This is a genomic window from Anaerospora hongkongensis (assembly GCF_004339805.1).
GTDB classification, from domain to species: domain Bacteria; phylum Bacillota; class Negativicutes; order Sporomusales; family DSM-15969; genus Anaerospora; species Anaerospora hongkongensis.
In genome coordinates this window covers 89,350-115,983 of record NZ_SLUI01000014.1, presented here as the reverse complement: position 1 = coordinate 115,983, position 26,634 = coordinate 89,350, and the positions used below count along the sequence as shown (strand labels likewise).

The 26,634-nt window shown below is 48.4% G+C and carries 34 protein-coding genes and 2 tRNA genes; 5 read left to right on the top strand and 31 right to left on the bottom strand.

The annotated features are described in order from the left end of the window. Positions 1-66: 66 nt before the first annotated feature. From EV210_RS18345 to EV210_RS18315, 6 genes are all read right to left on the bottom strand, one after another. Positions 67-369 carry a hypothetical protein gene (locus EV210_RS18345; RefSeq protein ID WP_132082815.1) on the bottom strand — a complete coding sequence of 101 codons (303 nt, stop codon included), beginning with the start codon at positions 367-369 and terminating at the stop codon, positions 67-69. Beyond that, positions 366-572, bottom strand: a complete 207-nt coding sequence (locus tag EV210_RS18340) for a hypothetical protein (protein ID WP_132082814.1) — start codon at positions 570-572, stop codon at positions 366-368. The genes EV210_RS18345 and EV210_RS18340 overlap by 4 nt, the downstream gene beginning before the upstream one ends. 148 nt (positions 573-720) lie before the next feature. Then, entirely contained in the window at positions 721-942 is a 222-nt protein-coding gene (locus tag EV210_RS18335; protein WP_132082813.1) for a hypothetical protein, read from the bottom strand. Next, positions 929-1,147 carry a SymE family type I addiction module toxin gene (locus EV210_RS18330; protein ID WP_132082812.1) on the bottom strand — a complete coding sequence of 73 codons (219 nt, stop codon included), beginning with the start codon at positions 1,145-1,147 and terminating at the stop codon, positions 929-931. Before EV210_RS18330 ends, EV210_RS18335 begins: the two co-directional genes overlap by 14 nt. A gap of 931 nt (positions 1,148-2,078) precedes the next feature. Beyond that, positions 2,079-3,983 (bottom strand): UvrD-helicase domain-containing protein, encoded by a 1,905-nt coding sequence (locus EV210_RS18320; RefSeq protein ID WP_132082811.1) that lies wholly within the window; start codon positions 3,981-3,983, stop codon positions 2,079-2,081. A gap of 3 nt (positions 3,984-3,986) precedes the next feature. Continuing rightward, positions 3,987-6,017: an ATP-dependent nuclease gene (locus EV210_RS18315; RefSeq protein WP_132082810.1), complete on the bottom strand. Its 2,031-nt coding sequence runs from the start codon at positions 6,015-6,017 to the stop codon at positions 3,987-3,989. Positions 6,018-6,492: 475 nt separating this feature from the next. Here EV210_RS18315 and EV210_RS18310 point away from each other — a divergent pair, with 475 nt between their 5' ends. Next, positions 6,493-6,846 carry a hypothetical protein gene (locus tag EV210_RS18310; RefSeq protein ID WP_132082809.1) on the top strand — a complete coding sequence of 118 codons (354 nt, stop codon included), beginning with the start codon at positions 6,493-6,495 and terminating at the stop codon, positions 6,844-6,846. A 191-nt stretch (positions 6,847-7,037) separates the two neighbouring features. On the opposite strand, the gene EV210_RS18305 is transcribed toward EV210_RS18310, so the two are convergent. From EV210_RS18305 to EV210_RS18270, 10 genes are all read right to left on the bottom strand, one after another. Then, positions 7,038-7,829, bottom strand: a complete 792-nt coding sequence (locus EV210_RS18305; protein WP_132082808.1) for an aminoglycoside 6-adenylyltransferase — start codon at positions 7,827-7,829, stop codon at positions 7,038-7,040. Between the two features lie 151 nt (positions 7,830-7,980). Next, positions 7,981-8,124 (bottom strand): hypothetical protein, encoded by a 144-nt coding sequence (locus tag EV210_RS22770; RefSeq protein ID WP_165898966.1) that lies wholly within the window; start codon positions 8,122-8,124, stop codon positions 7,981-7,983. Further along, positions 8,121-8,258 (bottom strand): hypothetical protein, encoded by a 138-nt coding sequence (locus tag EV210_RS22765; RefSeq protein WP_165898965.1) that lies wholly within the window; start codon positions 8,256-8,258, stop codon positions 8,121-8,123. The genes EV210_RS22770 and EV210_RS22765 overlap by 4 nt, the downstream gene beginning before the upstream one ends. Continuing rightward, a complete protein-coding gene (locus EV210_RS18300) occupies positions 8,251-8,412 on the bottom strand; it encodes a YvrJ family protein (protein WP_094606770.1) in 162 nt (53 codons plus the stop codon). Before EV210_RS18300 ends, EV210_RS22765 begins: the two co-directional genes overlap by 8 nt. A gap of 20 nt (positions 8,413-8,432) precedes the next feature. Further along, positions 8,433-8,657, bottom strand: coding sequence for a DUF2922 domain-containing protein (locus EV210_RS18295; RefSeq protein ID WP_243650629.1), 225 nt, complete (start codon positions 8,655-8,657; stop codon positions 8,433-8,435). A 36-nt stretch (positions 8,658-8,693) separates the two neighbouring features. Beyond that, positions 8,694-8,915, bottom strand: a complete 222-nt coding sequence (locus tag EV210_RS18290) for a DUF1659 domain-containing protein (RefSeq protein WP_132082807.1) — start codon at positions 8,913-8,915, stop codon at positions 8,694-8,696. A gap of 192 nt (positions 8,916-9,107) precedes the next feature. Further along, positions 9,108-9,650, bottom strand: coding sequence for an N-acetylmuramoyl-L-alanine amidase family protein (locus tag EV210_RS18285; protein WP_132082806.1), 543 nt, complete (start codon positions 9,648-9,650; stop codon positions 9,108-9,110). Between the two features lie 30 nt (positions 9,651-9,680). Next, positions 9,681-10,007: a single-stranded DNA-binding protein gene (locus EV210_RS18280; RefSeq protein ID WP_132082805.1), complete on the bottom strand. Its 327-nt coding sequence runs from the start codon at positions 10,005-10,007 to the stop codon at positions 9,681-9,683. A 155-nt stretch (positions 10,008-10,162) separates the two neighbouring features. Continuing rightward, entirely contained in the window at positions 10,163-10,516 is a 354-nt protein-coding gene (locus EV210_RS18275; RefSeq protein WP_132082804.1) for a MarR family transcriptional regulator, read from the bottom strand. A gap of 58 nt (positions 10,517-10,574) precedes the next feature. Next, a complete protein-coding gene (locus EV210_RS18270) occupies positions 10,575-10,796 on the bottom strand; it encodes a helix-turn-helix domain-containing protein (RefSeq protein WP_132082803.1) in 222 nt (73 codons plus the stop codon). A 188-nt stretch (positions 10,797-10,984) separates the two neighbouring features. Here EV210_RS18270 and EV210_RS18265 point away from each other — a divergent pair, with 188 nt between their 5' ends. From EV210_RS18265 to EV210_RS18255, 3 genes are all read left to right on the top strand, one after another. Then, entirely contained in the window at positions 10,985-11,332 is a 348-nt protein-coding gene (locus tag EV210_RS18265; RefSeq protein ID WP_132082802.1) for a helix-turn-helix domain-containing protein, read from the top strand. A gap of 122 nt (positions 11,333-11,454) precedes the next feature. Next, complete coding sequence (locus EV210_RS18260; protein ID WP_132082801.1) at positions 11,455-12,075, top strand: LysE family translocator; 621 nt, start codon at positions 11,455-11,457, stop codon at positions 12,073-12,075. A gap of 24 nt (positions 12,076-12,099) precedes the next feature. Beyond that, positions 12,100-13,335 (top strand): tyrosine-type recombinase/integrase, encoded by a 1,236-nt coding sequence (locus EV210_RS18255; RefSeq protein ID WP_132082800.1) that lies wholly within the window; start codon positions 12,100-12,102, stop codon positions 13,333-13,335. A gap of 124 nt (positions 13,336-13,459) precedes the next feature. Here the strand turns inward: EV210_RS18255 and EV210_RS18250 are convergent. Together EV210_RS18250 and EV210_RS18245 are read right to left on the bottom strand one after the other, a co-directional pair. After that, a tRNA-Lys gene (locus EV210_RS18250) sits at positions 13,460-13,535 on the bottom strand. A gap of 5 nt (positions 13,536-13,540) precedes the next feature. Continuing rightward, a tRNA-Gln gene (locus EV210_RS18245) sits at positions 13,541-13,617 on the bottom strand. A gap of 179 nt (positions 13,618-13,796) precedes the next feature. Between EV210_RS18245 and EV210_RS18240 the strand changes: the two genes are divergently transcribed. Next, positions 13,797-14,435, top strand: a complete 639-nt coding sequence (locus EV210_RS18240; RefSeq protein ID WP_132082799.1) for a hypothetical protein — start codon at positions 13,797-13,799, stop codon at positions 14,433-14,435. Positions 14,436-14,536: 101 nt separating this feature from the next. Here the strand turns inward: EV210_RS18240 and EV210_RS18235 are convergent, their stop codons facing one another. The 13 genes from EV210_RS18235 to cobJ all read right to left on the bottom strand — a co-directional run bounded on the left by EV210_RS18235 (position 14,537) and on the right by cobJ (position 26,632). After that, positions 14,537-14,737 (bottom strand): hypothetical protein, encoded by a 201-nt coding sequence (locus tag EV210_RS18235; protein ID WP_132082798.1) that lies wholly within the window; start codon positions 14,735-14,737, stop codon positions 14,537-14,539. A 122-nt stretch (positions 14,738-14,859) separates the two neighbouring features. Continuing rightward, positions 14,860-16,578, bottom strand: a complete 1,719-nt coding sequence (locus tag EV210_RS18230; protein ID WP_132082797.1) for an ABC transporter ATP-binding protein/permease — start codon at positions 16,576-16,578, stop codon at positions 14,860-14,862. A gap of 119 nt (positions 16,579-16,697) precedes the next feature. Next, a complete protein-coding gene (gene cobC, locus EV210_RS18225; protein ID WP_132082796.1) occupies positions 16,698-17,324 on the bottom strand; it encodes an alpha-ribazole phosphatase in 627 nt (208 codons plus the stop codon). Beyond that, the gene (gene cobD / locus EV210_RS18220) at positions 17,317-18,420 is read right to left on the bottom strand and encodes a threonine-phosphate decarboxylase CobD (protein WP_132082795.1); all 1,104 of its coding nucleotides are present in this window, start codon (positions 18,418-18,420) and stop codon (positions 17,317-17,319) included. Before cobD ends, cobC begins: the two co-directional genes overlap by 8 nt. After that, positions 18,417-19,298: a GHMP family kinase ATP-binding protein gene (locus tag EV210_RS18215; protein ID WP_132082794.1), complete on the bottom strand. Its 882-nt coding sequence runs from the start codon at positions 19,296-19,298 to the stop codon at positions 18,417-18,419. Before EV210_RS18215 ends, cobD begins: the two co-directional genes overlap by 4 nt. Before the next feature lie 20 nt (positions 19,299-19,318). Then, positions 19,319-20,068, bottom strand: coding sequence for an adenosylcobinamide-GDP ribazoletransferase (cobS, locus tag EV210_RS18210; RefSeq protein ID WP_132082828.1), 750 nt, complete (start codon positions 20,066-20,068; stop codon positions 19,319-19,321). A gap of 16 nt (positions 20,069-20,084) precedes the next feature. After that, positions 20,085-21,038 carry an adenosylcobinamide-phosphate synthase CbiB gene (gene cbiB, locus EV210_RS18205; RefSeq protein WP_132082793.1) on the bottom strand — a complete coding sequence of 318 codons (954 nt, stop codon included), beginning with the start codon at positions 21,036-21,038 and terminating at the stop codon, positions 20,085-20,087. Continuing rightward, the gene (locus tag EV210_RS18200) at positions 21,035-22,558 is read right to left on the bottom strand and encodes a cobyric acid synthase (protein ID WP_132082792.1); all 1,524 of its coding nucleotides are present in this window, start codon (positions 22,556-22,558) and stop codon (positions 21,035-21,037) included. Before EV210_RS18200 ends, cbiB begins: the two co-directional genes overlap by 4 nt. Next, on the bottom strand, positions 22,551-23,132 hold the full coding sequence (cobU, locus tag EV210_RS18195) for a bifunctional adenosylcobinamide kinase/adenosylcobinamide-phosphate guanylyltransferase (protein ID WP_132082791.1): 582 nt from the start codon (positions 23,130-23,132) through the stop codon (positions 22,551-22,553). The genes EV210_RS18200 and cobU overlap by 8 nt, the downstream gene beginning before the upstream one ends. Before the next feature lie 15 nt (positions 23,133-23,147). Continuing rightward, positions 23,148-24,533, bottom strand: a complete 1,386-nt coding sequence (locus EV210_RS18190) for a cobyrinic acid a,c-diamide synthase CobB (protein WP_132082790.1) — start codon at positions 24,531-24,533, stop codon at positions 23,148-23,150. 25 nt (positions 24,534-24,558) lie between these two features. Further along, positions 24,559-25,185 (bottom strand): precorrin-8X methylmutase, encoded by a 627-nt coding sequence (locus EV210_RS18185; protein ID WP_132082789.1) that lies wholly within the window; start codon positions 25,183-25,185, stop codon positions 24,559-24,561. Continuing rightward, a complete protein-coding gene (gene cobK / locus EV210_RS18180; protein WP_132082788.1) occupies positions 25,173-25,946 on the bottom strand; it encodes a precorrin-6A reductase in 774 nt (257 codons plus the stop codon). Before cobK ends, EV210_RS18185 begins: the two co-directional genes overlap by 13 nt. After that, on the bottom strand, positions 25,943-26,632 hold the full coding sequence (gene cobJ, locus EV210_RS18175; protein WP_243650628.1) for a precorrin-3B C(17)-methyltransferase: 690 nt from the start codon (positions 26,630-26,632) through the stop codon (positions 25,943-25,945). The genes cobK and cobJ overlap by 4 nt, the downstream gene beginning before the upstream one ends. Positions 26,633-26,634: the final 2 nt, after the last annotated feature.

The window sequence follows — 26,634 nt, the reverse complement described above, 5'->3', positions numbered from 1 at the left end:
TCGAAATATTGCTGTTTTTGTCTTTTCTTCGAGTATCAAACTTTTAGTATTCTCTATACCGGCAAATTAATCCTGCCATTCTAAATACTTTGAGCAGGCGTTGCCTTGACCGGTGTGATACCATGAGAAAACCGGCGGCGGGGTGGCGCAGTTCGCGGCTCCCTTGCTGCCGGCAGGCCCGTTTGCACGGGACGCGGCGGCGCGGGTTTGGCCGCCGTGGCCGGTGCTCTCCACTGACAGCTGAATGATGGCAAACAAAACAGGCTTACGATGTGCGGCCACACGGTTTTCGTGGCTGCTCATGGTAAGTTGTTTTATTTGTCGCCAAATAATGTAATATACAAAACAAAAAAAGCCGCCGGCATTCACCGGCAGCCTCCCTGTAAAAACTGAATAACCATCCCCAGCGTCATTACCCCGCCGGTCAGCACAACCAGCCAAAACACTGACAATAGCAAGCTATGATCGGCACAGTACCGGACGCTCTCCTGGTCCTTCCGGTCCAGTGCGTTCCAGTAGCAAACCCACAGTGCGACCTCTACCCGCCACCCTCTTACGATCTCGTCCCACATACCGCTGCACCTCCACTCGTCAGCAGCGGCTCTCCCGCCGCCGTCACCTCAGAGCGGCACACCGTGTCACCCGAAGGGGCGCAGCGAAAGCGGAGCAGGCGCAGCCTTGACCGGTGTGATACCATGAGAAGACCGGCGGCGGGGCGGCCTAGTACCGTTTTTTCCTGAATACGGTCCTTGCCGCACCTAAAGCCCCAATTCCTTCATCCGGGATGAAGCCGTAACAGGTCACCCGTTCCTGGTAGTATTTCAGCGCAGCTGGTGTCAGTTGCATCCATATCCATTCAGAGCCGTCAGGGCTGGTCACTAGCCGGCCCCATAGCCCTTTACCACGTTTTATCTTTTTCCTAATCTGTTCAATGGCCATCATGACTGCCTTCTCCCACTTCTCGCCGCCGAGCTTTAATGAACAGACCGCCATTGCTTTCGGTTACTTCGATCTTTGCCCCGCTTGAAAAACCAAGGTCCTGGAGCCATTTACCCTGCAGCCGGATTAGCGGCCAACGGTCTTTTCCATTATTGAGGTATGTATAATAGACAGTCAGAATACGTGAGCTTTCCCCTTCACTAGACAAATCTATACCCCCCTATCACAAGCTGCAGCAAGGTCTAAATAATAGCTGGCCCTGCTATTTGCTTTTTATAGGGGGAAATTAAAAAGCGCATGCGAGGTTTAACCCTACACATGCGCTTTGCTTCGTCGTTTGCTAAATCCCAAACCTAATAACCGGGCACTACCGGCCTCAACAGAAAAGCGATCAAAACACTATGTACGCGAACGCTTGGCCTTTCCGTTGATGTATTAGGAATGGCTGAATCATCTGCTGCGTCAAGTCGCACAGCTGCTCCCCAACACCCCACTATACCGCGCCTCGCTTGTTTTCAAGCGGTCGGCATTGTATAATAGAAATGTCGTCGTGGACAGCTAAGCTGTTACGTGTAGGTGTTCTGGCACCTGCGTGAGTCTGGAAGTGCTCCAACACTTTCAGGTCACGGCGACTCTTTAATTTCCACCTATTTCTAATTATAGCTCTTTCTGAATGAATTGCAAGACAAGTGAGACAGACAGACTAGGATTTTTTATTGACTGATTGCATATTTTACAATCTATGGGTATAATATAAGAAAAGGACTGACGTGCTCTAACACGCCAGCCCCACAGGCTGTCTAACCGGAAAACGGCTAGCCCAAAAGCTTCGTTATTAAGAAATAACCGCCATCTGAGCAGGGGCGGTTATTTCTTTTGGTTTATGACCAATACCATGAGCGTGGCAAATGCGACAGCAAATGTCAATGCTTCATAAACAGTCATCCTACCACCCCCCTCCTGGAAAGGAAGGGGCTAACCGTCCCCCGAGCAGCCTGTTACACCTATTATAGCATTTTCTTCCAAATTTAAATAAAAATTTTTAACAATTAGTGCAGCTTCTATCTTTAGATAAAGCTGCACTTTTATATCTGGTTGTCTGGATTATAAAGAATACCATCTACTTTTAGCATTTCACTTCAACTATCTTGCCTATTATCGATTACTGCAACACCAGCCCTCCTCAAAAGAGTATACAATGAACCAATAGCATCACGTCTCTGGTAGCGGTTGCCTCGCCTTGTTCTCCTAATGTCACAAAACGTGAAACAAGCTACTTGCCTCGCCCTGGACAGAGCAACAAAGAAAGCACATGTATCTTCATGCGGTTGGTTACTGAAACTCCAAAAGGCGTCATCTTCCAAACCAAGAAATATGACTATCTCATATTCGAGTCCTTTACTTTTATGGATTGTCATGATCGGAATAGTATCTTTCCCCTCAAAACTGTTCAAAGCTTGCGCCCAATTACCAAATGCCTGGTATTCTATAGCTAAGGCCGAGGAAGTATCATTTAAAAGCTCTTCAAACCAGATGCCACGTTTATATTGCGGAAAATGATTTTTAAAAGAGATTTCGCCTATAAAGCTAACAACCAGACTTAAAATATACCGCACCATTGCTGGCAAACAATTCTCTTGGGTAACATTACTGAGTTCAATCCTTAATGTATGAATGAAGGCGGCTAACTGGTTCTCAACTTCTATACTTTTTCCTATCTTGTTTTCATCATGGCATCCACGAAGTTCCATCAATAACTCAACTGTTGCCTGCCAGTCTTTAGGCATACGATCCATTGTTGCCAATCGAAAAAACTGTAAAATAATCTGGCTTAGTGGCTCTGTTAATAAGTCTTGCATATCAGACTCTATCCGCGCTTTTTGACCAACTGCTCTCAACTGAGCAATTATTTCACTTGCATAAACATCTACGTGTTGCTTAGTTAAAATCACTATTTTTCTTGGATCAATATGATCGATGTCTATCCATTCATTAATCTGCCGAGCTAGAATCTCCGCTTCCTGTATATGACTTTCAAACAAATGAATTTCACATACTCCATCATTCGCCTCCCAACCATCCGCCGCAACAGCTGGAACTGCGTTTGGATCAAGCCGTTCAAAAAGAGCTGCCTGGATATTTACCAGTACAGGTGCAGATCGATGATTTGTAATTAAGTCTAATCTTTGAGCACAAAAATCATTACAGTACGTTAGAAATACATCAGATAAAGCTCCCGCCCACCCCATAATTCTTTGTTTGGTATCTCCAACAGCCGTAAAAACCGCCTGTGACTTATGGAATGCACTTTTCAATAAATCATATTGAATGTATGTGGTATCCTGAAATTCGTCCAAAAATATATGGCTATATGTCATGTGTAAGGCTCTAACAAGCAAGGGATTTTGTGTCAACAAATACGTAGACAAACGGCTTATCATAGGGAAAGACAATCGGGATGAGGTGGGATTACTCAACCACTTTTTCCATATTTCCTTTATAGCCCACTGTTCTAAAGTATTGTTATCATTTAACGGTAGCGGTCTAGAACAAAGATTATCCAAAACCCTTTGAGCCCGTATTTCGTAGATATTATGTGCAGACCAAGCAGACGGCAAAGTCAGCTCATGAATTGACTCTTGCATTAGATCTCTATTTGGATAGATAATCTCGTAATTTTTTGAAGGCTTAAAAGCTGTCGGCAGCGCATTTATAAACTTATCAAGTAATGACTTTGCAAAGGCATCAAAGGTATAGGAATCAAAGCGCTGTGCAAGAACCTTGCCACAACGTTTTTCCACCCGATCTGCCAAATTAGTAGCCGCATCTTTTTTGAAACTAATTGCCAGAATTCGTTTTGGTGCTTTACAGGCATTCGTCTGAAGCAAAAAACAAGCTCGTTGAGCAAGCAGTTCCGTTTTCCCGGCACCCGGACCGGCAACCACCACTGTATTAAAATTACTACGAACAACGGTTTCCGCATTAGGCTCAAGAATAATACCATCGGATGGAACCCAGCTTTCAGGCTGAATTGGCGTTAACATGTTTTAACGCCTCCCAAGAAAAGTCACAGCTTCATTCATTAAAGACAAAATAGGTTCCGGTAAATTGTTTAGTAAAGTTTGATTATCCAGTTCTTTAAGAGCAAGCAAATGCGTCACTGGTTTTCCCCGACCAAGGAATAAATAGCTGTACCAAATAAATAATTCTCGTTCCTCTTCACTATAAGTACCTCCGTCCCCCCCTGCATCTTTTAGCGTAGCCGCAGTTGCAGCTGCTATTCTTTGCCGCAAACTATCCGGATCAAATATTTGATCCGGTATTCTTGGGCCAGTTCCCTCAGTCGCTTGCTGATAAATACTCGGAAATGCCTTCAACATCATAAAATCGATATCTAATGGCGCTGAAAAAACCACACCATACTTTCGCAGCCACAATATCCACTGATTCATGACATCTATATCATAAGTCGCCATTGTCCAAGTATGCATTGCTTCCAATTGTTCTTCGGTAATATTTATTGCGATTCCGCTTGGCAGAACAAAGTTTAAAAGTTCATCCTTGGAATAACCGATACTAATCAATTGTTTAATGACATACTTAACCCGGCCCCAGCCACCGCCGCCTCTTTCCCTATCTAGGTCAAGAATTGTAAGATACGGAATTTTAAGTTGACCTAAGAGACGCCAGAAATGGTTAACATGCCTTCCACCCAACGGTACTATTGAAATAAAGCTTCGGTCTATAGGGGTATTCATAGCTTCAAGAGTCTTTGCCAAAATTAATTCTTCACTATCTCCTTCGCCTAAAATTACAAGTTTTGCAAAATACAACTCCGGATAAGCTTTGACTGCCTCTTTAATATATTTGAAGGCATCAGATGTAGATGGAGGGAGCGCAATGGTTTTAACACTAGTTCGTAATTCTGGATTCGTCATTCTAAAATAAAGAATATTTTCAGGCTCTACTCTTTGTAACACCGCTGGGGTATGTGACGAAATGATCACCTGAGCATTCGGCTGATTTGAAACATTTTTCAACAAGCCTATCACCCGGCCAAGCAGATGAGGTGCCAGGTGGTTTTCCGGTTCTTCAAGAGCCATAATTGTTAACACAGGTATTGAGGTACAGTCAATTTCAATTCCTGATTCAGCAGTCATATTTGTATAGTCAGCTTCTAGTTTCAGCAAAGCTGAAACTAGCGAAATATAAAATAGGGAGCGCAGACCATCGCCTAGTTGCTCAACTGTATAGCTTCTTTCATCAGGTGTGGGGCGAAAATAGACTTCAACCCGCTTCAATATTTTGTCTAACTCTGTTGCCGAAAAGCCAAGTCCTGCATCAGAGTATTTAATATCATCATGAAACTCTTTCCACTGTTCCTTTATAATAGTTTCCACAGTTCGAACTCCGGGCTGACTGGTAAAAAGCTCATTAACTTCTTCACTTTTCACTCTAAGCGTCTCATTAAGCCCAGGCGACCATTTTACCGCTTTAAAAAATCGATATAAGATTGTACCAGAGTCATGTTTTAATTGCGTTCGCGGGTCACGCATAGCAGGAACATAGAGAGCCTGAATTAACGATCGCTGGTGTGATTTTACCGGCACCCTATTTTCACTGGTAATGGTCTCACCTTCAGCAACAGTAATAAATTCCAGGTTGGCATCAATATCTCCGTCAGGCGTATTTCCTCGCTGCCAGGTTGCCGAAAGTCTTATCCTAACATATGGATCTTGCCCCTGTCCGTTAGCAACCATGTGATTAAATAATGGAGGAATACATCCCGTTCCTGTACCATCTGGATTATGCAATTCAGCAAATTCTATTACCGCTTCAATATAAAGTCCAGTCTCACGAAGATCTTCCGGATCGACTCCAAGAGGAACATGAAAGTCGGCACGCACAAGTTCGCGTTCCTTTGCATATACACCAAAAAGCTTTATTAATGCCTGCATGGCAGTGGTCTTTCCTGTACTATTATTACCGATAAGGACAGACATTTCTTTTAAAGGAATAAGGGTTTCTTCCATCCCAAAGGACCGGAAGTTTGACACCTTGAGTTTCGTAATTTGCATTTCCACACACTCCTGGCTTTCCGCCACCTTATTCTAAAACACGCACCCATTATTCTGTAAATTATGAGTATTTTCTCTATTCACAAGAGCTTATCCTCCCCTCTTTCATCCCTTTATCGACAATATTACCGCGCAGTTCGCGGTTTCCTCGCTGCCGGCAGGCCCGTTCCTTTCCCCCTCCCGCTTATTCTTCCGGGAGGGGGATCAAGGGGGTGGGTCCCCTGGAGCGGAGCCGGGCCGTCTGGTGCCGCCGCCGTCCTATTACCTCCCGGCTAGTGAAGGGTCCTGCCGTGGCCGCGTACCCCCCAATTAATTTGGCCGCTCCTTAGCGGGGGGTTTGGGGGGTAGTCCTTCCCGCAGGGCGCCCGGAGTCCTCCCTTCCCCTCGAATTTCAATTGCGGCCCACAGCTTGGATGGCAGCGCCAATCACGAGGGATGGGGGGCTCGGGGGGAAGGGAGGACGGAGAGTGGACACATGCTTTTCGTGTCCACGGGGCGGGACGGGCGCGGCCACGGCAGGGCACGAACGGCTTGCCTGCCACCCGGCCAGGCGAGTGGTACCAGGTGGCCCGGCGTAGCGGTTGGCTGCTTTGTTTTCCGTTCCCGGCGGTCGGCAGGACGCCCGGCTGGGTCGGTCGATGGTGTTCCGGCCGGTCCGGCTGGAGTGGCCTGCCGAGGCCCCGCGCAGTGTGCGGGGCCAGCCGACGTAACCCGCAGTCCGGGTGCGAGTGATAAGGAGTGCCCCGGTCTGCATCCCATGCCCAGCCCTAATTGCCTCCCGGCAGGCTACGACTCTAAGCGCCAGCGGTGGCCGGTTGGGAGCGGATGAGGAAAACGCAGCGTAGCGCAGTGCCGCAAGAAGCGGACAACCGGACATAGAGTGGTAGCCGTCTTTTTGCCACTGAGCGGAGCAGCCCCCGATAAAAAAAAGTCGATTATCCAAGATAACCGACTCTCAAACTATGATGAACAATACTAATCGATTTCCTAATACCGATTTTCCTTATGTTCCTAGCAATTTTAAAACGTACTTATAATAGCGTTCAAAAAGCTAATAGATTGTTCTTCCGCCTCTTTACGCCTAATCAAATCAGGAGTGCTATGATAATTCCTGAGTTGCTGATACAACGTAATAGCGTGTTTACAAGCAGTTGCACACCCTGCTGCATCATGAGTTGAAAGTGTCTCTATAAATAATGGCATCTCCGCTATGGCATCCCGCTCGATATATCGCATTCCTCTAGGAAGACATCCATTTTTCATTAAAGCAAGTGGCCCAAGGACTGTCACTCTAAGAAAAGAAAGCATTTCAATAGCCTCAAAAATTTCCCCTCGCCCAAGTTTGGTTCCGGCATAATGTATCCACACCCAAAATCTGTCTTCAATCCACTGCAAGCTTGGCCGAGGATAGAGAGAATCTTCTTCCTCCATTTTTTTAGACAATGCCGCTCCTCTTTCCCAAAGAATAACTGGCTCTTCTACCCTGTGCGCAAAGTCACTCAATGCTACGAATTTTAAATCAACATGAAGCAGCGGCTCCCCATACAGACAAATAATCAAGCGTGGTTCTCCCACATGCTCACCAGTAAATCCGGACAATAATCTTCCAAACTTCTCAGCAATGACCAGCCGCTCATTCGAGATTTCCCGTTCATCGTTGGAATCAACGGCGATCACTAAATCGATATCGGAAAATGCATCCATTGAATCTGTAATCCAAGATCCACCTGCTGCAATTCCCAAAATCCTCGTATCGTCTTTAAGAACAGCTATCACTCTATTCACAAATTCTAAATGTATAGGTAATGGCATATCGATCCCCCCCACGAAATTATTATTATAGAATACAATGTTCTGCAACATCTTGTCAATCACTTCATTGTGGCCAACAACCGGATATAGAAAAGCACCTACTGTAAAAGAAACAGCTGCACACCCACCACAGGGCGTGCAGCTATTTCTCTTACTTGGTCATCCTCTGAATCAGCAGAATTAGCCCCAGCATATCACGGATGGTTTGCAGCCGGTTGGCATGCTCTTTCTCAAAGCTGTCCGGCAATGCCTCCAGCACGGCATTCACCGTAGCCAGCCAGTCCTCCGCTTTCATACCGGCTGTCCCTGTCCGGTCTTAGCCGGGCCCTTCCCGCCTGCGTCCTCGCAGATGCAGTTCTCGCCTTCCGCCTCCACCGCCTCGATCCGTTCGGCATCCGCCGGCGGCGGGCCGTACACCGTCTTAATCATGACTTTTCGTGCCCTCCATCCTTTCGACATAGTAACACATCTTATTGATTGCACCCGTCAGCTCAGTCAGGCGCTTTTCCAGCCTGACCAGCAGGAAAAAGGCCACTACCATAGGGAAACCATATGTTGCCGTCAGGCGGGCCAGTTCTTCCATTGTGTGCGGCCTCCCTTTTGCTAAGCCAGTTCGGTGATTGCCAGCTGGCGGATCTGTGCTTCCACCACCGACACCAGATCACCGCTGGTTGTAGTGAAAATATTTTTGGCAATGATGGTCTCCATTACCGTCTGCACCTCGGCCAGCGCCAGGCCCTCCTTCGGGTCCTTCACCGCCACCGTCACTTCCTTGCCGCCTTCCGTTTTGAACACCATCTCCAGCGTTCTTGTAGTCGTATCAGCCACAGCGTACCTCCTCCTTTCCTTTACCCTGTCCGGGCATTACATATTGACCAGCACCGACGTATTGACCCTGGCGATATCCGTCACCGGATACAGCTGCAGGCTGACCAGTCCCAGCGCCACATCGTACAAGTCCTGGTCAGCGGCTGCCGCCTTGCAGGCATAGTTGCGGGTCGCATAGACGGGATTACCGGTACCCGAAACTCCCTTTTGCAGCTTGAGCGCCAGTGTCGTGCCCTGGGGAATGTTTGTCACAGCCATCCTCTCGCCTCCTTTCTTCCCACGCAAAAGGCACACCCCGGAGAGGTGTGCCCTTTACGCCTGGAACGGATGTATGACAAGCGCGGTTACTGCCGCGCCAATCACCGTCGTTCGCCCGTTCCAGGAGCGTATAATTCATTTTGTAATCATTATATATACAAAACGGATTATTGTAAAGAAAAAATCTTCCCGCTATACCTGCCCGGCAAAATAAGCCTGTAATCCCTCTGCCAGTGCTACGGCGGCCGCCAGCTGTCCGGCATACCCGGTTAACAGCTGCCGCTCCCCGGTATGGGAAAGGAAGGCCACCTCCACCAGCACCGCCGGGCAGTCCGTCTCCCGGAGCACCTGAAAATTAGCGGCCTTCACGCCCCGGTCGGCCGTCCCCAGTTCTGTCACCAGATAGGCCTGCAGACAAAACGCCAGCCGCCTGCCCGCCACGCTGCCCGGATAATGGTACACCTCCGTGCCGTGCGCAGTGGCATGCTCCGAGCTATTAGCATGAATGCTAATAAATACCTCTGCCTTATTGGCATTGGCCATCTCTGCGCGAAACGCCAGCCCATCGGTTGCAATGTCTCCCGTCCGCGTAAGCAAAACTTCATGCTCCCTATCATATAGCTGCTCGGCCAGCAGCTTTGCGATGGCTAGCACGACATCACACTCCCGTACAGCGCCAGCGCAGGTCCCCGGTTCCACCGGTCCCGAATGGCCAGGATCAATGACTATTCTCATCGCTTTTCCCTCCTGCACTAACTTCGCTGGTCACTCAGGGCATACCAGCCCTGGCCTGTCCAAAAACTCCACATCCCGAACCACTACCTCGGTCACTTTTTTGCGCTGCCCCTTATCCCCTTCCAAGTGCCGCGTGTGCAGCCGCCCCTCAATAGCTACCCGGCGGCCACCTTCGCCAACCTGGCCAATAAGCTCCGCTAGTGTATCCCAGGCGACACAATCAATGGCGTCCGTTTCCTCCCGTACCCTGGTTTTAAAATTCACTGTCAGCGAAAAAGAGCACACCGCTTTGCCATTTAGTGTATAGTGCATATCCAGCTCCGGTGACAGCTTACCCACTAAAAAAACCTTGTTCATGCCTTTCTCTCCCTCATTGTCCACATAGTCACAGGCTCTACTACTATTATTGGTTTACGTTTATTAATAAAGTTTACGTTTAGTTAATGTAACCGGGTTGCCAACCATAATGGTTGACAAACGCCTTTTGCCAACCCACTTGCTAACCATTATGGTTAGCAAAATGTTCTCACCAACGACAAACGCGGTTTATCCACAGGGTTATCAACAGTTTTATCCACAACCTTACTGATAAAAGGCTGCAGTTCATAATACGGTGCTGACCGGCCAGGACGGGGCGTATGAATGAGCAGCCCGGCTGTCACCAGTTCCGCCCTAGCCCTCGACAGCGTCGTATAGCTATAACCCAAAAAGGCTAAGAGCGTGCTGCCAGCCACTGTCAGCCGCGGTGGCCAGCCCGCCCGGTTGAACAAATGCATCAGCACACTCCACAGCGCCTGAGCCTCACTCGACAGCGGCCGCGTTAAAAGCGCCGCATAAAAATGATTGATCTCGACAATGTAGTTCATGGCCCCGCCCACTTCCACCGGTAAAACACCAGGATAATCCCAATGCTCCAGTGCAGCATCACGGCAGAATATGCTTCAAACCGGCAGTGTCCACTCCGGTCTTGGCACTGGTCCGCCGCCGCAGCCACTCATTGGCGGCCTCCACATGAATAATAAACCGATTGCCTTCCTTGGACGCCGGAAAATCCGGCAAATAGCAAAACTCCCGCACCCGGTTCTGACCGATGCCGGTCATCGCCGCAAACTCCTTCACCGTTACTACCAGCTTACCTCTACTCATCCAGACCCCTCCCTATTAATAATTTGCAATTTTTATATTGCATTATGTCATAATTATAGGGCGATGTTTTCCTTTTTGCAATACATTTAACACTTTTATATTTACAATTCGCAATGTACGCTTTACAATGTGGGTAACGGTTCTTTTTTTAGTGTGTGCAAATAAATGTAAATGGGTGTGTGATAACAATGGCTAATACCGAACTTGGGGCGCGCCTGCGCGCTGCCCGCGAACGCCTCTATATGTCCCAGGCCACCCTGGCCGAACTCATCGGAGCAGGCAATCAGTCCACTGTCGCCGGTTGGGAGCGCGGCCGTACCGAACCGGACGGCGAAACACTCGCCCGTCTGGCCGTCATCTTAAAAGTCTCGACCGACCATCTCTTAGGCGTTGATGCCGGCGTCTTATCCTTGCCAGCCGACGTGACCGACCTGGCCAAAGACATTGCCGCCCTGCCTCCTTCAGAGCGGGCTGTTATCGAAAAGATCGTGGCTGCCCTAAAAGCCGAAGACAAAGACAAAGTTGTCCCTGGTTGACCGGTGGATACGAAACATGCTGCATCCCGGCACTAAACGCCGGAAATAAAAAAAGGCGGCCAAGTGGCGGCCGCCTGTGCTAATCGCATCATTCAATAAGGTTACATTACGGAGGGATTTGTATGTTTGGCATCATTCATTATGAAATGTTCCTGGCTGCTTCCATCATCCTGAATATGACACCGGGGTCTGATACGATTTACGTATTAAGCCGGAGCATTGCCCAGGGTCGCAGGACGGGGATTTACTCGGTGCTCGGCACCAGTGCCGGCTGCGTCGTCCATACCGTACTGGCCGCCCTCGGCTTATCCGTTATTTTAGCACAATCCGCAGTGGTTTTTATGATGGTCAAAATAGCGGGCGCCGTCTACCTTGGCTATCTCGGCCTTACCATGCTGCTGGCGAAAGATACGCTGGCCACTGCGCCATCACAAGCGGCTATGTCGCCTAAAGATACCTTCTGGCAGGGGTTAATTATCGATGTACTCAATCCCAAAGTAGCACTGTTCTTTCTCTCGTTCCTGCCGCAGTTTATTGATCCGCAAAACAGTTACGGGATCATCCCCTTTTTAATCTTAGGCCTAACCTTTATCGTCACCGGTGCCCTCTGGCTGCTGTTCGTAGTTTACTTTTCCGCCAAGGTCACCACGCTGCTGCGTGAAAAGACAAATGTGATGAACAAAGTTTGCGGCAGCATTTACATACTGTTGGGAGCCAAGCTGCTTGCTGCTGAAAAAAGCTAGGAAAACAAAGGATGGTGTGTGAACATGGCCAAACGTGCCAATGGAGAAGGAACAATCTGTAGGCGTAAAGACGGTCTTTGGACAGCTGCCATAACCCTTGGCCGGGATGAAAGTACCGGCAAGTTAGTCCGTAAATTTGTTTATGGCAAAACCAAAGCAGAGGTACAGGAGAAAAAGGCCGCTTTGCTGGAGACAAATAAGGGACTAGCTTATGTTGACGCCGACAAAATTACGATTGCTCAGTGGCTGGAAAAATGGTTACACGTGTATGCCCGCACCAGAGTTCGTCAAAACACTTTGGAAGGTTACCAGTATATCATCAGAAATCACTTAACTCCCTCTATTGGCACTACAAAATTATCCAAATTACAAGCAACGCAAATACAAGCTATGATCAACAATATCTTGGACAATGGCGGATCACCACGCTTAGCCGAATTTTCTTTTGCCGTATTACGTGCAGCCCTCCGCCAAGCTCTTAAAGAAGAATTAATTTACCGTGATCCGACCTTAGCCGTGTCACTCCCAAAGAAAAAGAAAAAAGAGGTTGTGCCCCTAACCGACGAGCAATGGACTTCCTTGCTGGAGACGGCGTCTACACCGACTTTTATCTTCTGGTATCCTGCACTCCTCTTAGAATGGGGTACTGGTATTCGTCGCGGCGAGCTGGTGGGATTGCGGTGGAGCGATATAGATTTTAAACGCCAAACCATATTTATTGGCCGGGCGGCTATCACGACGAGGGATGGACCAAAAATCTCCGAACCGAAATCACAAAAAAGCCGCCGGACTATCCCCATCCCGCCTACAGTGACAGCCGAACTAAAAAAGCATAAAATCCGCCAGGCCGCTATACGACTTAAAGCGAAAACCTGGGAAGATCACGATCTGGTATTTCCAACCCGCTTCGGCACGTTGCAAGACCCTTGTGTACTAACGCGACGCTTTTCCCGTTTAGTGAAGGCCGCGGGTATTTCACACGTTAGCTTCCATGACCTAAGGCATGATCATGCCTCCCGTCTTTTCGCCCAGGGAGAACATCCCCGCGACGTCCAGGATAGACTGGGCCACTCCTCCATTACCTTGACCATGGACACCTATACTCACGCTATGCCGGGACGTCAGGAAAACATCGCCGGCCGCCTTGAGGGAAACCTCCCTTCCTGCCTGGTGCCGGTCAGCACCCCCGCAGCCCGCAAGTTTAAAATCAAGAAAATCAGCCTGCACCATCTTCCTACAACAACCGGAGAACCAACATAAAAGACCCGTGAATATCACCGATTAAGAGGCGATATTCACGGGTCTTCTTTCTCCCGTTGTTGTACGGTTGTTGTAAAAGTAGAAAAGCTTTCCGGAACTAAGTCCGGAAAGCCCTTGTTTCTTCTGGTGACCCACGTAGGAATCGAACCTACAACCTACTGATTAAGAGTCAGTTGCTCTGCCAGTTGAGCTAGTGAGTCATATATGGCTGGGGAGGGAGGATTCGAACCCACGTATACCTGAGTCAGAGTCAGGTGCCTTAACCAGCTTGGCGACTCCCCAATGTTATCGCAATTTGATTTGCTGTTACTGATATAGTATACACCCGTAAATAACATAAGTCAACTTTTCAGTTGCATTTTTTTAAAAAATTCCAGTTACCATCAAAGACAGTTTTATTTACCAGGGATTGTGGTTTCACAAATATGAAAAACTAAAAAAAAAAGGAGGCGACAGTGCTAATGGAAAAATCATCAACAAGACGTAAATTTCGCCGCAAGTATAAACGTTACGCCGCCGCCGTAGCAGGCGCAGCTATTTTAACGGGAGCTGCCTTACCTGGAGTGCCGGTTGCCAAAGCCTTAGCAGCTGAAAATCCTTACGCTCCTAATGTGAAATCCGAACAGACCACTTCGATTGATAAGGATACACAAAAGTCAGTGAAAAAAGTGGTTGCTGAAAAAGAATGGTCTAAGGATCGCAAAGACCGTGACACTTGGAGAGATCGAGACCGCGATAGCTGGCGGGACCGAGACCGCAATAATGGCTGGCATGAACATAAATACAGCTGGCCTAGTGCAGACGAAAACCAGGGCTGGTATGAAAATGGCCGCATCTACTATCGCAGCGATAATTACCGCAATTACGACAATGACCGCTATGGCTATGCTCACTACCTCAGCAGTCCGATAGATGTAGTAAAAGCATCGGCCGCTAATTATGGCTTCAGCCGATACAATGATGCCTTTACCGTGATTTCCCAGTCAAGCAATACTGCTACTGTCCAAGTGACGAAGAATTCTACCGGTAAACGCTTTTTGGTTTATCTTGAAAGGGATTCTTATCGAGAATGGCATATTATCTCTGTTCGCAGCTTATAATCCCCGCCTGCCGCCATCTCCACAATAAGCCTGACAAGCAAATAACCGGCTGCTATTGCGTAGCCGGTTATTTTTTATGCCAAAATCCAGTAAGCGCTTTACTACTTTGTCTCACAAAACTCTTCCTCATCAAGGTAAATCCAATCATGACCAATCTTTTGAAACATGCGCAGACAGGGGTCATCTTCCGACACGAATACGGTTATTGCCTGATTGGCAAGCGGGTTGGTCCGCGCATTTTCTTCAACACGTTCAATTACTCTTTTTAACTGGTCTGTATATAAAGTAAACGTTTTCGTCATTGTATCCTCGTATCCTCGCAACATTAATTTATCTATAACCAAAATTATAGTCGGTAAGCTGACCCAAATACAAGCAAAATTTAATTAAATTTTAAATTACATATTGGACAGCATAACGTTAATCAGCATTTATTTAATGTCCAGCCCCCCTTCTCCTGCAGACTCAGTCTTTGTGTATGGTACTTTAACAGTGTCTTCCGATGGCCGACGCTGATAATGGCAGTTTGCCCCAATACTCTGCATACCAATTCATAAACGGTTTGTTCCGCCTCTTCGTCCAGCGCGGAAGTTGCCTCATCAAGAAATAACCAGTCCGGCTTTTGCAAAATCATCCGGGCGAAAGCAATTCTCTGCTGTTCTCCCAGGGAGAGTACCTGTCCCCAGTCTTGCACGTCATTCAGTTTATCCGTTAAATACGTTAACCGGCAAGCAATAAGCACTTCTTGCAGTTCCCTGTCGCTGACAGGCTGCACCAAGCCCGGATATACCAGAACTTCGCGCAAGGTATCAATCGGCATATAGGACTTTTGAGGTACAAACATGATTTTAGCTTCCGCCGGCAATTGAAGCTCCCCGCCTGCAAAAGGCCAAATTCCAGCAAATGTCCGCAGCACGGTACTCTTGCCGCACCCGGAAGGACCTGTAATAACAATCCGGTCACCCCGGCGAATGGTGAGGAACAGATCTGACACCAGATTGTGCCCATCGGGCTGAAAAACCTGAACCCGCTCGGCACAGAAACAGTTACGGTTAGCTTTGTAAACCATATCCCTTTGCTGGAGATTCTTCGATTGTACCGTTTCCATATAGGTAAGGAAGTTATTAAGACGGTTAACGACAGCCCGCCATTGAGCCAGACGGGTAAAGCTGTCAATAATAAAGGAAAATCCGGATTGCACATGATGATACGCATCTACGACCTGAAACATTTGACCTAAATGAATTTCTCCGAGAAAATAACGCGGCGATGAAACGAGAATCGAAAAGATGACCGCAACCTGTGAATAGGCGGTAGTCAGCCACATCAGCCGCTTTCGCACCGCTATTATCTGCATAAAATTCGTGACGATATAATTGAAATGTCTGAGACAACTCTGTCTTTCCTTATTCTCTCCATTATACAGCGCGATACTCTCTGCATTTTCGCGTATCCGGACCAAGCTGAACCGGAAGTCGGCTTCATAGCGCTGCTGGACATATTCCAACCTGACCAGCGGTCGCCCTGTCTGCAAGGTCCAATACGTGCCAATGATGGCATAGCCGAAAGCCAGCCATACTAAATACCCATATATAACAAACGTGTAATTGGCAGCGGTGATCGTTATCACACCGGATAAATTCCACAAGATCAGCACAAAAGAAAATATCGTTACCGCATCCTGCAAAAAATCTACCGAAAGTCTTAGTGTAAGCATGACAAACAATTCAACGTCTTCACTAATTCTTTGATCCGGATTGTCGGCTTCATTTCCCATCATCAACTGGAGACGGTAATAGGTTTTCTTTTGCAGCCACTTTGTCAAGTACCGCTCCGTCAACCAGCGACGCCAGCGGTTATGCAGCAGCATGCGGGCATACAGCTGATAGCCTTTCACGACAATAAATACGGTAGCCAGCACTGCGTAGATCTGGATGGATTTTACAAAGCCTGCCTGATTATAGTTTTGAATTACCTGATAAAAATCTCCCTGCCAGAGATTCAGCTGTACTGTGATGTATACCAACACGAGATTCAGACCAATAACGCTGATTAGCAATAGCCAAGCTGACCATTTCTCTTCCGAAAACCAGTACGAGCGGGCTATTGCCCAGGCACTTCTCAATACAGCTCCCCGTCTCATTTACCGTATCATCTCCCTCTCACCTCTCTATGTTATATTTGTCAATTCACCGCGTCATGACAAAAGGAAGATAACTAACAATAAAAAAATCCGGCAGCTCTAAACTGCCGGATACGCTTTCACTCTTTTTTATTACTCGCATGCCGCAAATGGCACGCATCGTTAAACAACTCAAGCATGACTCTGTCTTCGTAATATTCAAGAATATTTACTGCCGTATTATCCTGCTTCAAACTCCATACCTGATTCAAATGAAGGTTCAGGACTGCACAAATGATCGAGCGAATGGTCCCGCCATGCGATACAATAACGATAGTCTCGCCGGGGTGTTTTTTCACAAGCTCACAAACAGCCGTATAGGCCCTTTCCTTAACAATTGGGAACGACTCGCCACCGGGTATTTCCACCTCATCGGCAAAGGAGTATAGCTTCTCCAATAACCCGGGCCAGCGTTCATCAATGCCGTCATAAGTCAGTCCTTCCCAATCGCCAAAGCAAATCTCCCTCAGTGCCGGAATACTTGCAACCGTCAGTCCATGTTTAGCCGCAATGTGCTCCGCGGTGACAAAGGCTCTGCTTAAGTCACTGGCATAAACTGCGGTTACCGGTTCATTCGCCAAACGAACCGCCACCAGCTCAGCCTGCCGGATTCCCTCCTCAGTCAGTGCAACATCGGTATGCCCCTGATATTTCATTTCGTGGTTCCACAGAGTCTGCCCATGTCGGACCAAGATAACTTTAGTCATGTTTTTCACCTGCCAAAATTTCTTGAAGTGCTTGCACCAGCCTGCTATTTTGTTCGGGCAGCTTTACCGCCGTCCGGATAAAACAGCCATTCAGCCCCGGGTAGTTACTGCAGTCGCGGATCAGTATATTGCGTGTAAATAAATAGCCTCTTAGTTGTCCGGCAGTTAATCCCGTTTCCGCTATATTGATAAGGATATAGTTAACTGACGGTGGATATGCCTTAATACCGCCAATAGATTGCAAATCTTGAAATAATGTGGTTTTCGCTGCCGCAACAGTCTCCCGGCTTAATTGCCTGTATTCACGATCGGCCAAGGCGGCAACACCGGCAGCCTGGGCCAGTGAGTTGACATTCCAGGGATCTTTACCAGCATGGAGTAAGCGAATCAGCTGAGGATCAGCAATAGCAAACCCCAGGCGCAGCCCGGGAATAGCGTAAAATTTAGTAAGCGAGTGGACAATTACCAAATTCGGATATTTTTCTACCAGCCAGCGGCAAGTAACCGCATCATCATTGTCGACAAAGTCGATAAAAGACTCATCAACAACTACCAGACTATCCACTTCAGCTGCCGCGGCCAGAATGGTCATGATGTCTGGGCGAGTCAGCATTGTGCCTGTCGGGTTATTAGGATTGCCCAGAAAGATAACTGACTTGGCAGTCATAGCCTTCAGCACGCTGGCTGTGTCAAAAGCAAAGCCGTTTTCTTCCTGCAGCAAGCAATAATCGATCTTTGCCCCGGCAGCAACAGCAGCCCGTTCATATTCACTAAACGTCGGTGCCGGAATCACAACCCGCTCTGGCCGAAGCATATGACACAGCAAATAAAGCAATTCAACGGCTCCATTACCTGTAATCAGTTGTTCCACTGGCACACGGTAATAGGTGCTGATTGCCTCTTTCAGCGCTGCAGCCTGTGCATCCGGATAATGGATTATCATTGGCAAATGCTCACCAATAGCTTCTTTAATCGCAGGAGCCAGGCCCAGCGGATTAATATTGGCGCTAAAATCAAGCAGTGCCTCTACATTAGCACCTTTAGAACGTGCTGCCTGATACAAATTCCCGCCATGTTCATAAGCGGCTATCTTCACTCGTCATCCACCTCCACAAGTGTTAATCCGCCGGATATCAGACGGGCTGTCCGGATATACTGCACATTACCCTCACATGCGGTAAGAATCTGTTCCATACAGGGTCCCTGAACTTCACCGCAGCCAGCAGGAAACAGCACTCCCAGCACAGTTCCGCTGTGAGCTGCATTTACACCTACCGCTCCATAGTATTTGCCGATTTTAATAATTTGTTCCAAATAAGGCTTATATAAAATAGACTGATTAGCCAGTGCACTGATTGTGGCACCCTCGCCAATCAGGCGGCTGTCCCCTTGCTTTATCCCTGCAGCAACCAGATCTACAGCCTGCTTCACCGCTTGTTCTTTGAATTGATTGCGATCGGTCAGATCCTGACGGCGATTAAAAGACAGGGTGTCGATTTCGCCACCAACATCCAGAATAACAATATCAATCGGCGGAGGATTTCCTAAGCATTTGCTGATTTTTCCCGCAACATGGTCAAACATCATGATACCAGGATAAAAAATCGCATCGGTAGGCTCTATCGCTAATGCAATTGCCGCAATTTCATCCGCAGTCAGCCGCTTGCCATAGCGCAGTGCTGTTGCCTGGCAGGCTGCGCTGATATCAGCACTGCTTGATGCCATGCCCTTGCCAATGAGAAGCTCCGACTGAATTAATATCGAGTCATTCTGCGGTGTTACGCCAAGATAGCGCAGCGTCATTTCCATAGCTGCCGCTGCTTTCTGATACTCGGGCAAAACCGTTGAAGCACTGGAAATAATCTGAGCCTGAGAATACACGTCAATGGGACAAGTAATTAAAAAATTTTGCCCTTCAATGGTACCCTGCACGAGTTCGCCGCAGGAGCCGGGCGCCTTAACTTTAATCGCCATAGGCCTCTCCTGTAATCCTTTTATAATATCAAAAATACCATGAGTACAACTAATTCACTCAGTTCTGTTATGGCACCATAGGTATCACCCGTTAGCCCGCCTAATATGTTTTTAACATAATTACAAAACAGCCCCGTAAACAGAAGTGCTGCCGCCAGTCCTGCCACTGCAAGCTTTCCGGCCGAAAATACGATAGTACATAACAATACCAGTACACCTGTTAAGACTGCTGCAACAAGCAGTGCCTTCTTGCCGGCGTACTGGGCGAATGCTTTTCCCATACCATCAGGACGGGCATAGGGAAAACAGGTAATTGCCACCACCATGGAAAAACGACTGATTACCGGCATGATGAAGAGAGCTGCCATTAAATGGGCAGGAGTTAAATCTATCAGCAGCGACCATTTCAGCAGGACTACCAGACAAAACGCCATTACTCCATTGGCACCCACCCGGCTGTCCTTCATAATTTCCAGCATGCGTTCCCTGTTCCGGCCTGAAAATATCCCGTCAGCAGTATCCATTAATCCATCACCGTGAAGTCCGCCAGTGATCACAATTTCCATTACAATGAGTATAACAGCCAGAACATTAGGTGGTAAATGCTTTCCTACAATAAAGTCAACAGCGACTAATAACAAGCCGATGACAGCACCGATCAATGGAAAAAGCCGAACGCTCCTGCCAAAACTTTCAGCTGACCAATCCGTCTGCTGAGCAACCTTCAGGCGGGTAAGAAATTGCAGCCCGGTTAAAAAATCCTGTACCAACACCCTTACCTCCCTGTTACCACTGAATTAGTGTTATCAGCAGTACACCAATAACTGTCGCAACGTACATAATATAAACGGTTTTCTGAATGTATACAGCAGAAAGCCTGTTAACCTCGTCTCCCATATAAGCGCGCTGCGAGGCGACTCCCCCGTAATAATTCAAGCCACCCAGACGTACTCCCAAGGCACCGGCAACACCGGCCTCAGCAATGCCGCTATTGGGACTGGGATGCTTGGCGGCGTCGCGCCAGATCATTTTCGCTGCTCCCTGGGCACTGTAGCCTAAAAGAAACGAGGCAATGACCAGCAGCGCTCCCGTTAGCCGGGCAGGAACATAGTTGAAAACATCATCAACCCGGGCGGCGACCCTGCCGAAATAGAGATATTTGTCATTCTTATACCCAACCATGGAATCCAAAGTATTAACAGCCCGGTATAAAAAGGCCAGTGGTGCCCCGCCAATAGCAAAATAAACTAACGGTGAAATAATTCCGTCTACAATATTTTCAGCCACTGTCTCTACCGTTGCCCGTGTCACTTCGCGCTCATCGAGACGCTGCGTATCCCGGCCTACAATCCAGCCCACTTTAAAGCGGGCCTGCTCCATATTCCCATCCCGTAAATACCGGCATATTTCCATTCCTGCTTCGGCAAGGCTGCGCGGCGTAATCGCAAAGGACAAAATCAGTGCTTCTCCCCAAAAAGCCGCTGATGCCCCCAGCTGCTCCAGTCCTGCAATGACTATCCCGACAGCGGTATAGGTGGTCAGCAAGACGATTGCAACCAGCACCGCCCCTGCAGCCAGCTGGCGGCCTGGCGAATGCTGCGGCCGGCGGAGAGCTTTTTCCAGCAGGCTGATATAATTGCCAATCAGCACCACCGGGTGAAGCCGCGAACGGGGGTCACCGATTAGACTGTCAAACAATACCGCGCCAAGCGGTATCCACTTTTCTAAGCCGCCTGTCATTTCCCATTCCCCATTATTTGATACAGCAGTTCCATATTCATGCTTGTCCGGACAACTTCCGCCAGGCGATCGTAGCTTGCTTCCTTACTTGCCTTGACGTTCAGGATCTGTTCCAGGGGAGCCAGCCCCTTTTGCTCACGCAGCGCATTAATAACTGAGCGCCGGTACTGATTGTTGTCGAAAATGCCGTGCAAATACGTTCCCATAACCAAGCCATCGTTTCTTACCACTCCATCAGCAGAGCCGCACTGCTCGCCCGAACGGGATGTTATGGTAAATGCATGAGCAACTGTTTCGAGAAACTCCGTGCGGCCCATGTGAATTTCATAGCCGGTCAGCTCCTGATCAGCATAGTCCAGACCTAAAAAGGTGTGACCGCTGCAGGCAGCTGTAACCTGATGCGTTATTTTATCTTGCTCGAAAGTAGTGATGACCGGTAATAACCCCAGGCCCGCCACTTGGTCAAAGGACGATTCGGTATGCTCAGGGTCACGGATTTCACGGCCAAGCATTTGATAGCCACCGCAGATACCAACTACCGGTACCCCTTTTTCTACTAACTTATTAATTTCCTGATCATAGCCAAACTGTCTGAGATACAGCAAATCTTCCGTTGTGTTCTTACTGCCCGGCAGGATGATCAGATCCGGGCTGCCGATAGACTCACCCTGCTTAATAAAGCGGACCGTTACATCTTCCTCAGCTGCCAACGCATCAAAATCGGTAAAGTTCGATATTTTAGGAGTGCGTATGACAGCAATGTCAATTTCGCCTGTTTGGCCTGATTGCTTATCATCCAGTGAAACTGAATCCTCATCGTCAATCCCCAGGTTGTCAAGATGAGGGATAACGCCCACAACCGGTTTGCCGGTTTTTTGCTCCAGGAAGTCCAGTGCCGGTTTCAGCAGCGTAATATCGCCACGGAATTTATTAATAATGATTCCTTTTACCAGTTCCCGCTCATCCGGCTCAAGCAGTTCCAGTGTTCCTACCACCGAAGCCAAAGCCCCGCCCCGGTCAATATCGGCAATCAACAGCACAGGTGCCGGAGCCAGCTTGGCAATCCGCATATTAACAATGTCATTAGCCTTGAGATTAACCTCGGCTGGACTGCCGGCTCCCTCAATGACAATGACCTCAAACTGATCATGAAGCTTGGCCAAACACTCTTTAATTACCCCTAATGCCGTAAGGCTGTACTGGGTATGATATTCGCGGGCAGACATCGTTCCCACCGGCCGGCCCATTAAGATAACCTGCGAACAGGAATTCCCCGTCGGTTTAAGCAGTACGGGATTCATTTCTACTGCCGGATCTAAACCGGCAGCTTCCGCCTGAGCAACCTGGGCACGTCCCATTTCGCCGCCTGTCTTGGTAACATATGAGTTTAAAGCCATATTCTGCGCTTTAAACGGTGCGACAGCAAAGCCATCCTGCCGGAATATCCGGCACAAAGCCGTAGTAAGAATACTTTTTCCCACATGTGAACTAGTACCTTGAAGCATAATTGTTTTAGCCATGGCTTTTTGCCACCTCCTGATGCAACGCTCTTGCTTTTATTTCAACTGCAATTCCGCTAACCACTAAATAGACTTCATCAGCCAGAGCTGCTACTTTCTGATTGGCTATGCCGGCCAGGTCGCGATATTCACGGGCCATAGCATTATCAGGGACGATGCCCATCCCGATCTCATTCGTTACGAAAATAACAGTCTTATTGATGGATTTAGCAGCAGCCAGCAGTTTTATGATCTCATTCATAACATATTCATGCCTGCTTTCCCGCTCCGCAGGAGCGTCAGGTGCAAGCATTAAATTGGTCGTATACAGCGTAAGACAATCAAACAACACGGTTTCTGCTTGCTGTCCTGCTTGAGCGACCGCTTTATCCGCTTCATAAGGAGCTTCAAAAGTAAGCCAGTGGGCAGGTCTCCTGCTTTGATGGATCGCCACCCGTTCTTTCATTTCTTCATCATAAATCTGAGCCGTAGCAATATAGGCTATTGGTCCGGCATTATTTTCCGCATATTGTTCGGCAAACACACTTTTTCCACTGCGCGCGCCGCCGGTTACGAGTATAATTTTTCCACTCATTGCTTACTCCACCATCTAGCAATTTTCACTGCCGTGATAATTCCGGCATTGTTCAACGAAGCGGCTTGCAGCTTGTTCATTACCGGCAAAATGCAAATGCAGATAAGAAGCCAATACATTATTGGCGACATACCCACCTAAGTAACGAGCCCCCGTACGCATTTTTTTAAAATCCATCGCCCAGGGAAACTCAGTCTCATCACCGTCTGTCAGCAGACGGGAAAAGTGAAATTCATGTCCTCTAAGAGCAGTACCTTTAACCGTTAATATATTGTCGCTCAGGCTGGTAGCTTCCACATAGCCTACCGTTTCCAGTTTCATCTGCATTTCACATACAGCTGGAATCACGCCTACCATGTCATACGCTTTATGTTCAAAATCAACAATCTGCCGGCATAGGTACATGAGACCGCCGCATTCGGCATATACGGGCATTCCGCACCGGCAAACCCGGCCAATCGCCTCACGCATGCTCGTATTCGCTGCTAATTTTTCCACAAACATTTCCGGAAAACCGCCGCCCAGCAAAAGGCCCTGTACATCAGGCAGACAGCTGTCATGCAGCGGACTGAAAGGGACAAGTTCCGCGCCCTGGGCAGTCAGTATTTCCAGACTTTCCGGATAATAGAAGCTAAAAACTTCATCCTGGGCAACTCCGATGCGCACTCTTTCTTTGTGCTCGTTAGGAATAACTTCCTTCGGCATCAGTGGCGCTGCCTGTCGTGCTGCAGTCAGCAGCCGCTCTACATCAACCTGCCGGGCAATATGATCGGCCATCAGGTTAATCGTTTGCTGTGCATCATTTTCCGTTACCGGCTTTAACCCCAGATGCCGTTCCGGCATAGTGAGGCCATTATTGCGAAAAACGGTTCCCAGCACAGGAACGCCTAATCGCTCTACTGCTTCTTTTACCATTTGGCAATGACTTTCAGACCCTAGGCGGTTAACAATCACTCCGGCCAAATTTACCTCGGGATCATACATTTTGTACCCCAGAACAATAGCGGCAGCGCTTTCTCCCATTGACTTCGCATCAACAACCAAGACAACGGGAGCCTGCAGTAGTTTGGCAATTGCCGCAGTACTGCTGATACCATTACGGCCGCCATCGTAAAGTCCCATTACCCCTTCAATAATCGCAATGTCATTTCCGACTGCAGTCTTGAGAAAAACATCCGCGATCTTTTCTGCGGGCACCAGCCAGGTATCGAGGTTATGTGACGGCTTGCCGCTGGCCAGCCGGTGATAACCGGGATCAATATAATCAGGGCCAACTTTATAAGACTGAACCGCCAGGCCTCGTTGGCGCAATGCAGCCAGTAGTCCGGTTACAATTGTCGTTTTGCCAACGCCGCTGTTCGTCCCGGCAATCACGATCCGTGGAATATTCAAGCCAGCCATGTCTTCCCTCCTTGCAAGGTCTCAGCTACCTGCCTAACATGTACATGATTGCGTTAGTCGTTGCTGCCGCAATTGGACTGCCGCCTTTATTGCCTTTAACGGTAATATACGGAACCGGTGATTTTTCTGCCAATAGTTCTTTTGATTCGCTGGCCCCAACAAAACCTACCGGTACACCAATAATCAGAGCTGGGCGGATTGATGTCTGTTCCATTAACTCCAGCAGGGCAAACAAGGCTGTCGGTGCATTGCCGATCGCAACAATTGCCCCATCCAGCTGTTCGCCGAAGGTACGAATTGCTGCCATAGAACGGGTGATTCCCTGTTCTTTAGCAATACGTGCTACCGCTTCATCCGCAATCAGGCAGTGTACCTGTCCGCCAAGCTCTGCTAACCGGCGGCGGTTGATACCGGTTCGAACCATTTCAACGTCCGTATAGATAGAAGCCCCGTTCTCTAAAGCCTTGCAGCCTGCTTCAATTGCACCGGGATGGACGACAACCACATTGCCATAATCGGGGTCGCCGGCAGCATGGATAATGCGGGATACGACTTTGATCTCCTGCTCGGAAAGACTTTTATCCGCTAAATAAGGCGCAATAATTTCCATACTGCGCGTTTCAATTGTCATGGGATCTGTTATATATTGCATAATAATGCCTCCTTAACTAACGCAACGATTTCCGGCTGGGAATAGCCGACTGTTCCATACTGAATTTTCGGGCGGCTTATCACCACGAGCGGCAGATCAAGCGCCATTGCGGCACTAATTTTTGTATCACTGCCGCCTACCTGACCACTATTTTTTGTTACAACAACCTCTGTCTGAAATTCAGTAAACATCGCCACATTCAGTTCATGAGAAAAAGGTCCCTGCATGGCAACGATATCACGTGGGGAAAACCCCAGTTCCAAACATTCTTGTAAGACTGTCGGCTCAGGCAGTACCCGGGCTATCACGCGTTTGTCCGCAAGCAGCGGCTCGGCTGTAAAAACAGCCAGCGCCCTGCTGCCGGTCGTGAGAAACACGGTATTGCCAAGACCAGCTGCCGTCTTGGCCGCCTCAGCAGCATCATATACCTCGTAAAGCTTTTCATACGCGGGCAGCGGTACTGACGGGCGTTCATACCGAATATACGGTATGCCTGCAGCCTCGCAGGCAGCCATGGCATTTTGTGAGGCATTGGCAGCATAGGGATGGCTGGCATCCACAACTGCCTGTGCAGCCGCTTCTTTTAGTAATGCAACAAGTCCTGGCTGATCAAGCGGCCCTACCCTGACGGTAAGACGGCTGTCTCTGGCCAGTTCGCCGCCGTACTCACTTACCGCCGACAGCAGCACTTCATGACCTTCCTCAACCAGGTCAACTGCAAGCTGGCGTCCATCAAGCGTACCAGCTAAAACAAGAATCATAACCGGTAACCCCGGGGAGTAATCATCACGCCATCCTGGACATAGGTCTGACTGTTGCCGATAACAACCAGGGAAAACATATCAATATGTTCTTGCGTAAAATTGGTTAAGTCGGATATAACCTTATTTTCTTTTTTGCGGCTGGCATGTTGTACAATACCAACCGGTGTCTTGCCGTCTCGGTACCGCAGCACAATTTCCCGGACCTCTTCAATCTGACTGACCCGTTTTGTACTTTTTGGATTGTAAATTGCCATAACAAAGTCACCGGCCGCAGCCATTTCAGCCCGCTTTTTAATTACTTCCCAGGGAGTGAGCAAGTCACTTAAGCTGATGACAGCAAAATCATGCATCAGCGGTGCTCCTAGGATCGCAGCCGATGCACCGACTGCACTGATGCCAGGCACAACTACCACTTCAGGCCGTGTGGCTGCAGGCTGTTTCATTGCCAATTCCCATACAAGACCGGCCATACCATATATCCCCGGGTCGCCGCTGGATATAACCGCTACATTTTTCCCGGCAATCGCTTCATCAACAGCAGCCTGGCAGCGGTCAATTTCCTGCATCATACCGGTACCAATTACCGCTTTTCCCGGCAATAATTCATCAATTAATTCAATGTACGTGTCATAGCCCACGATCGTATCCGCCTGGCTAATCGTTTGATGGGCCCTGAGACTCATAT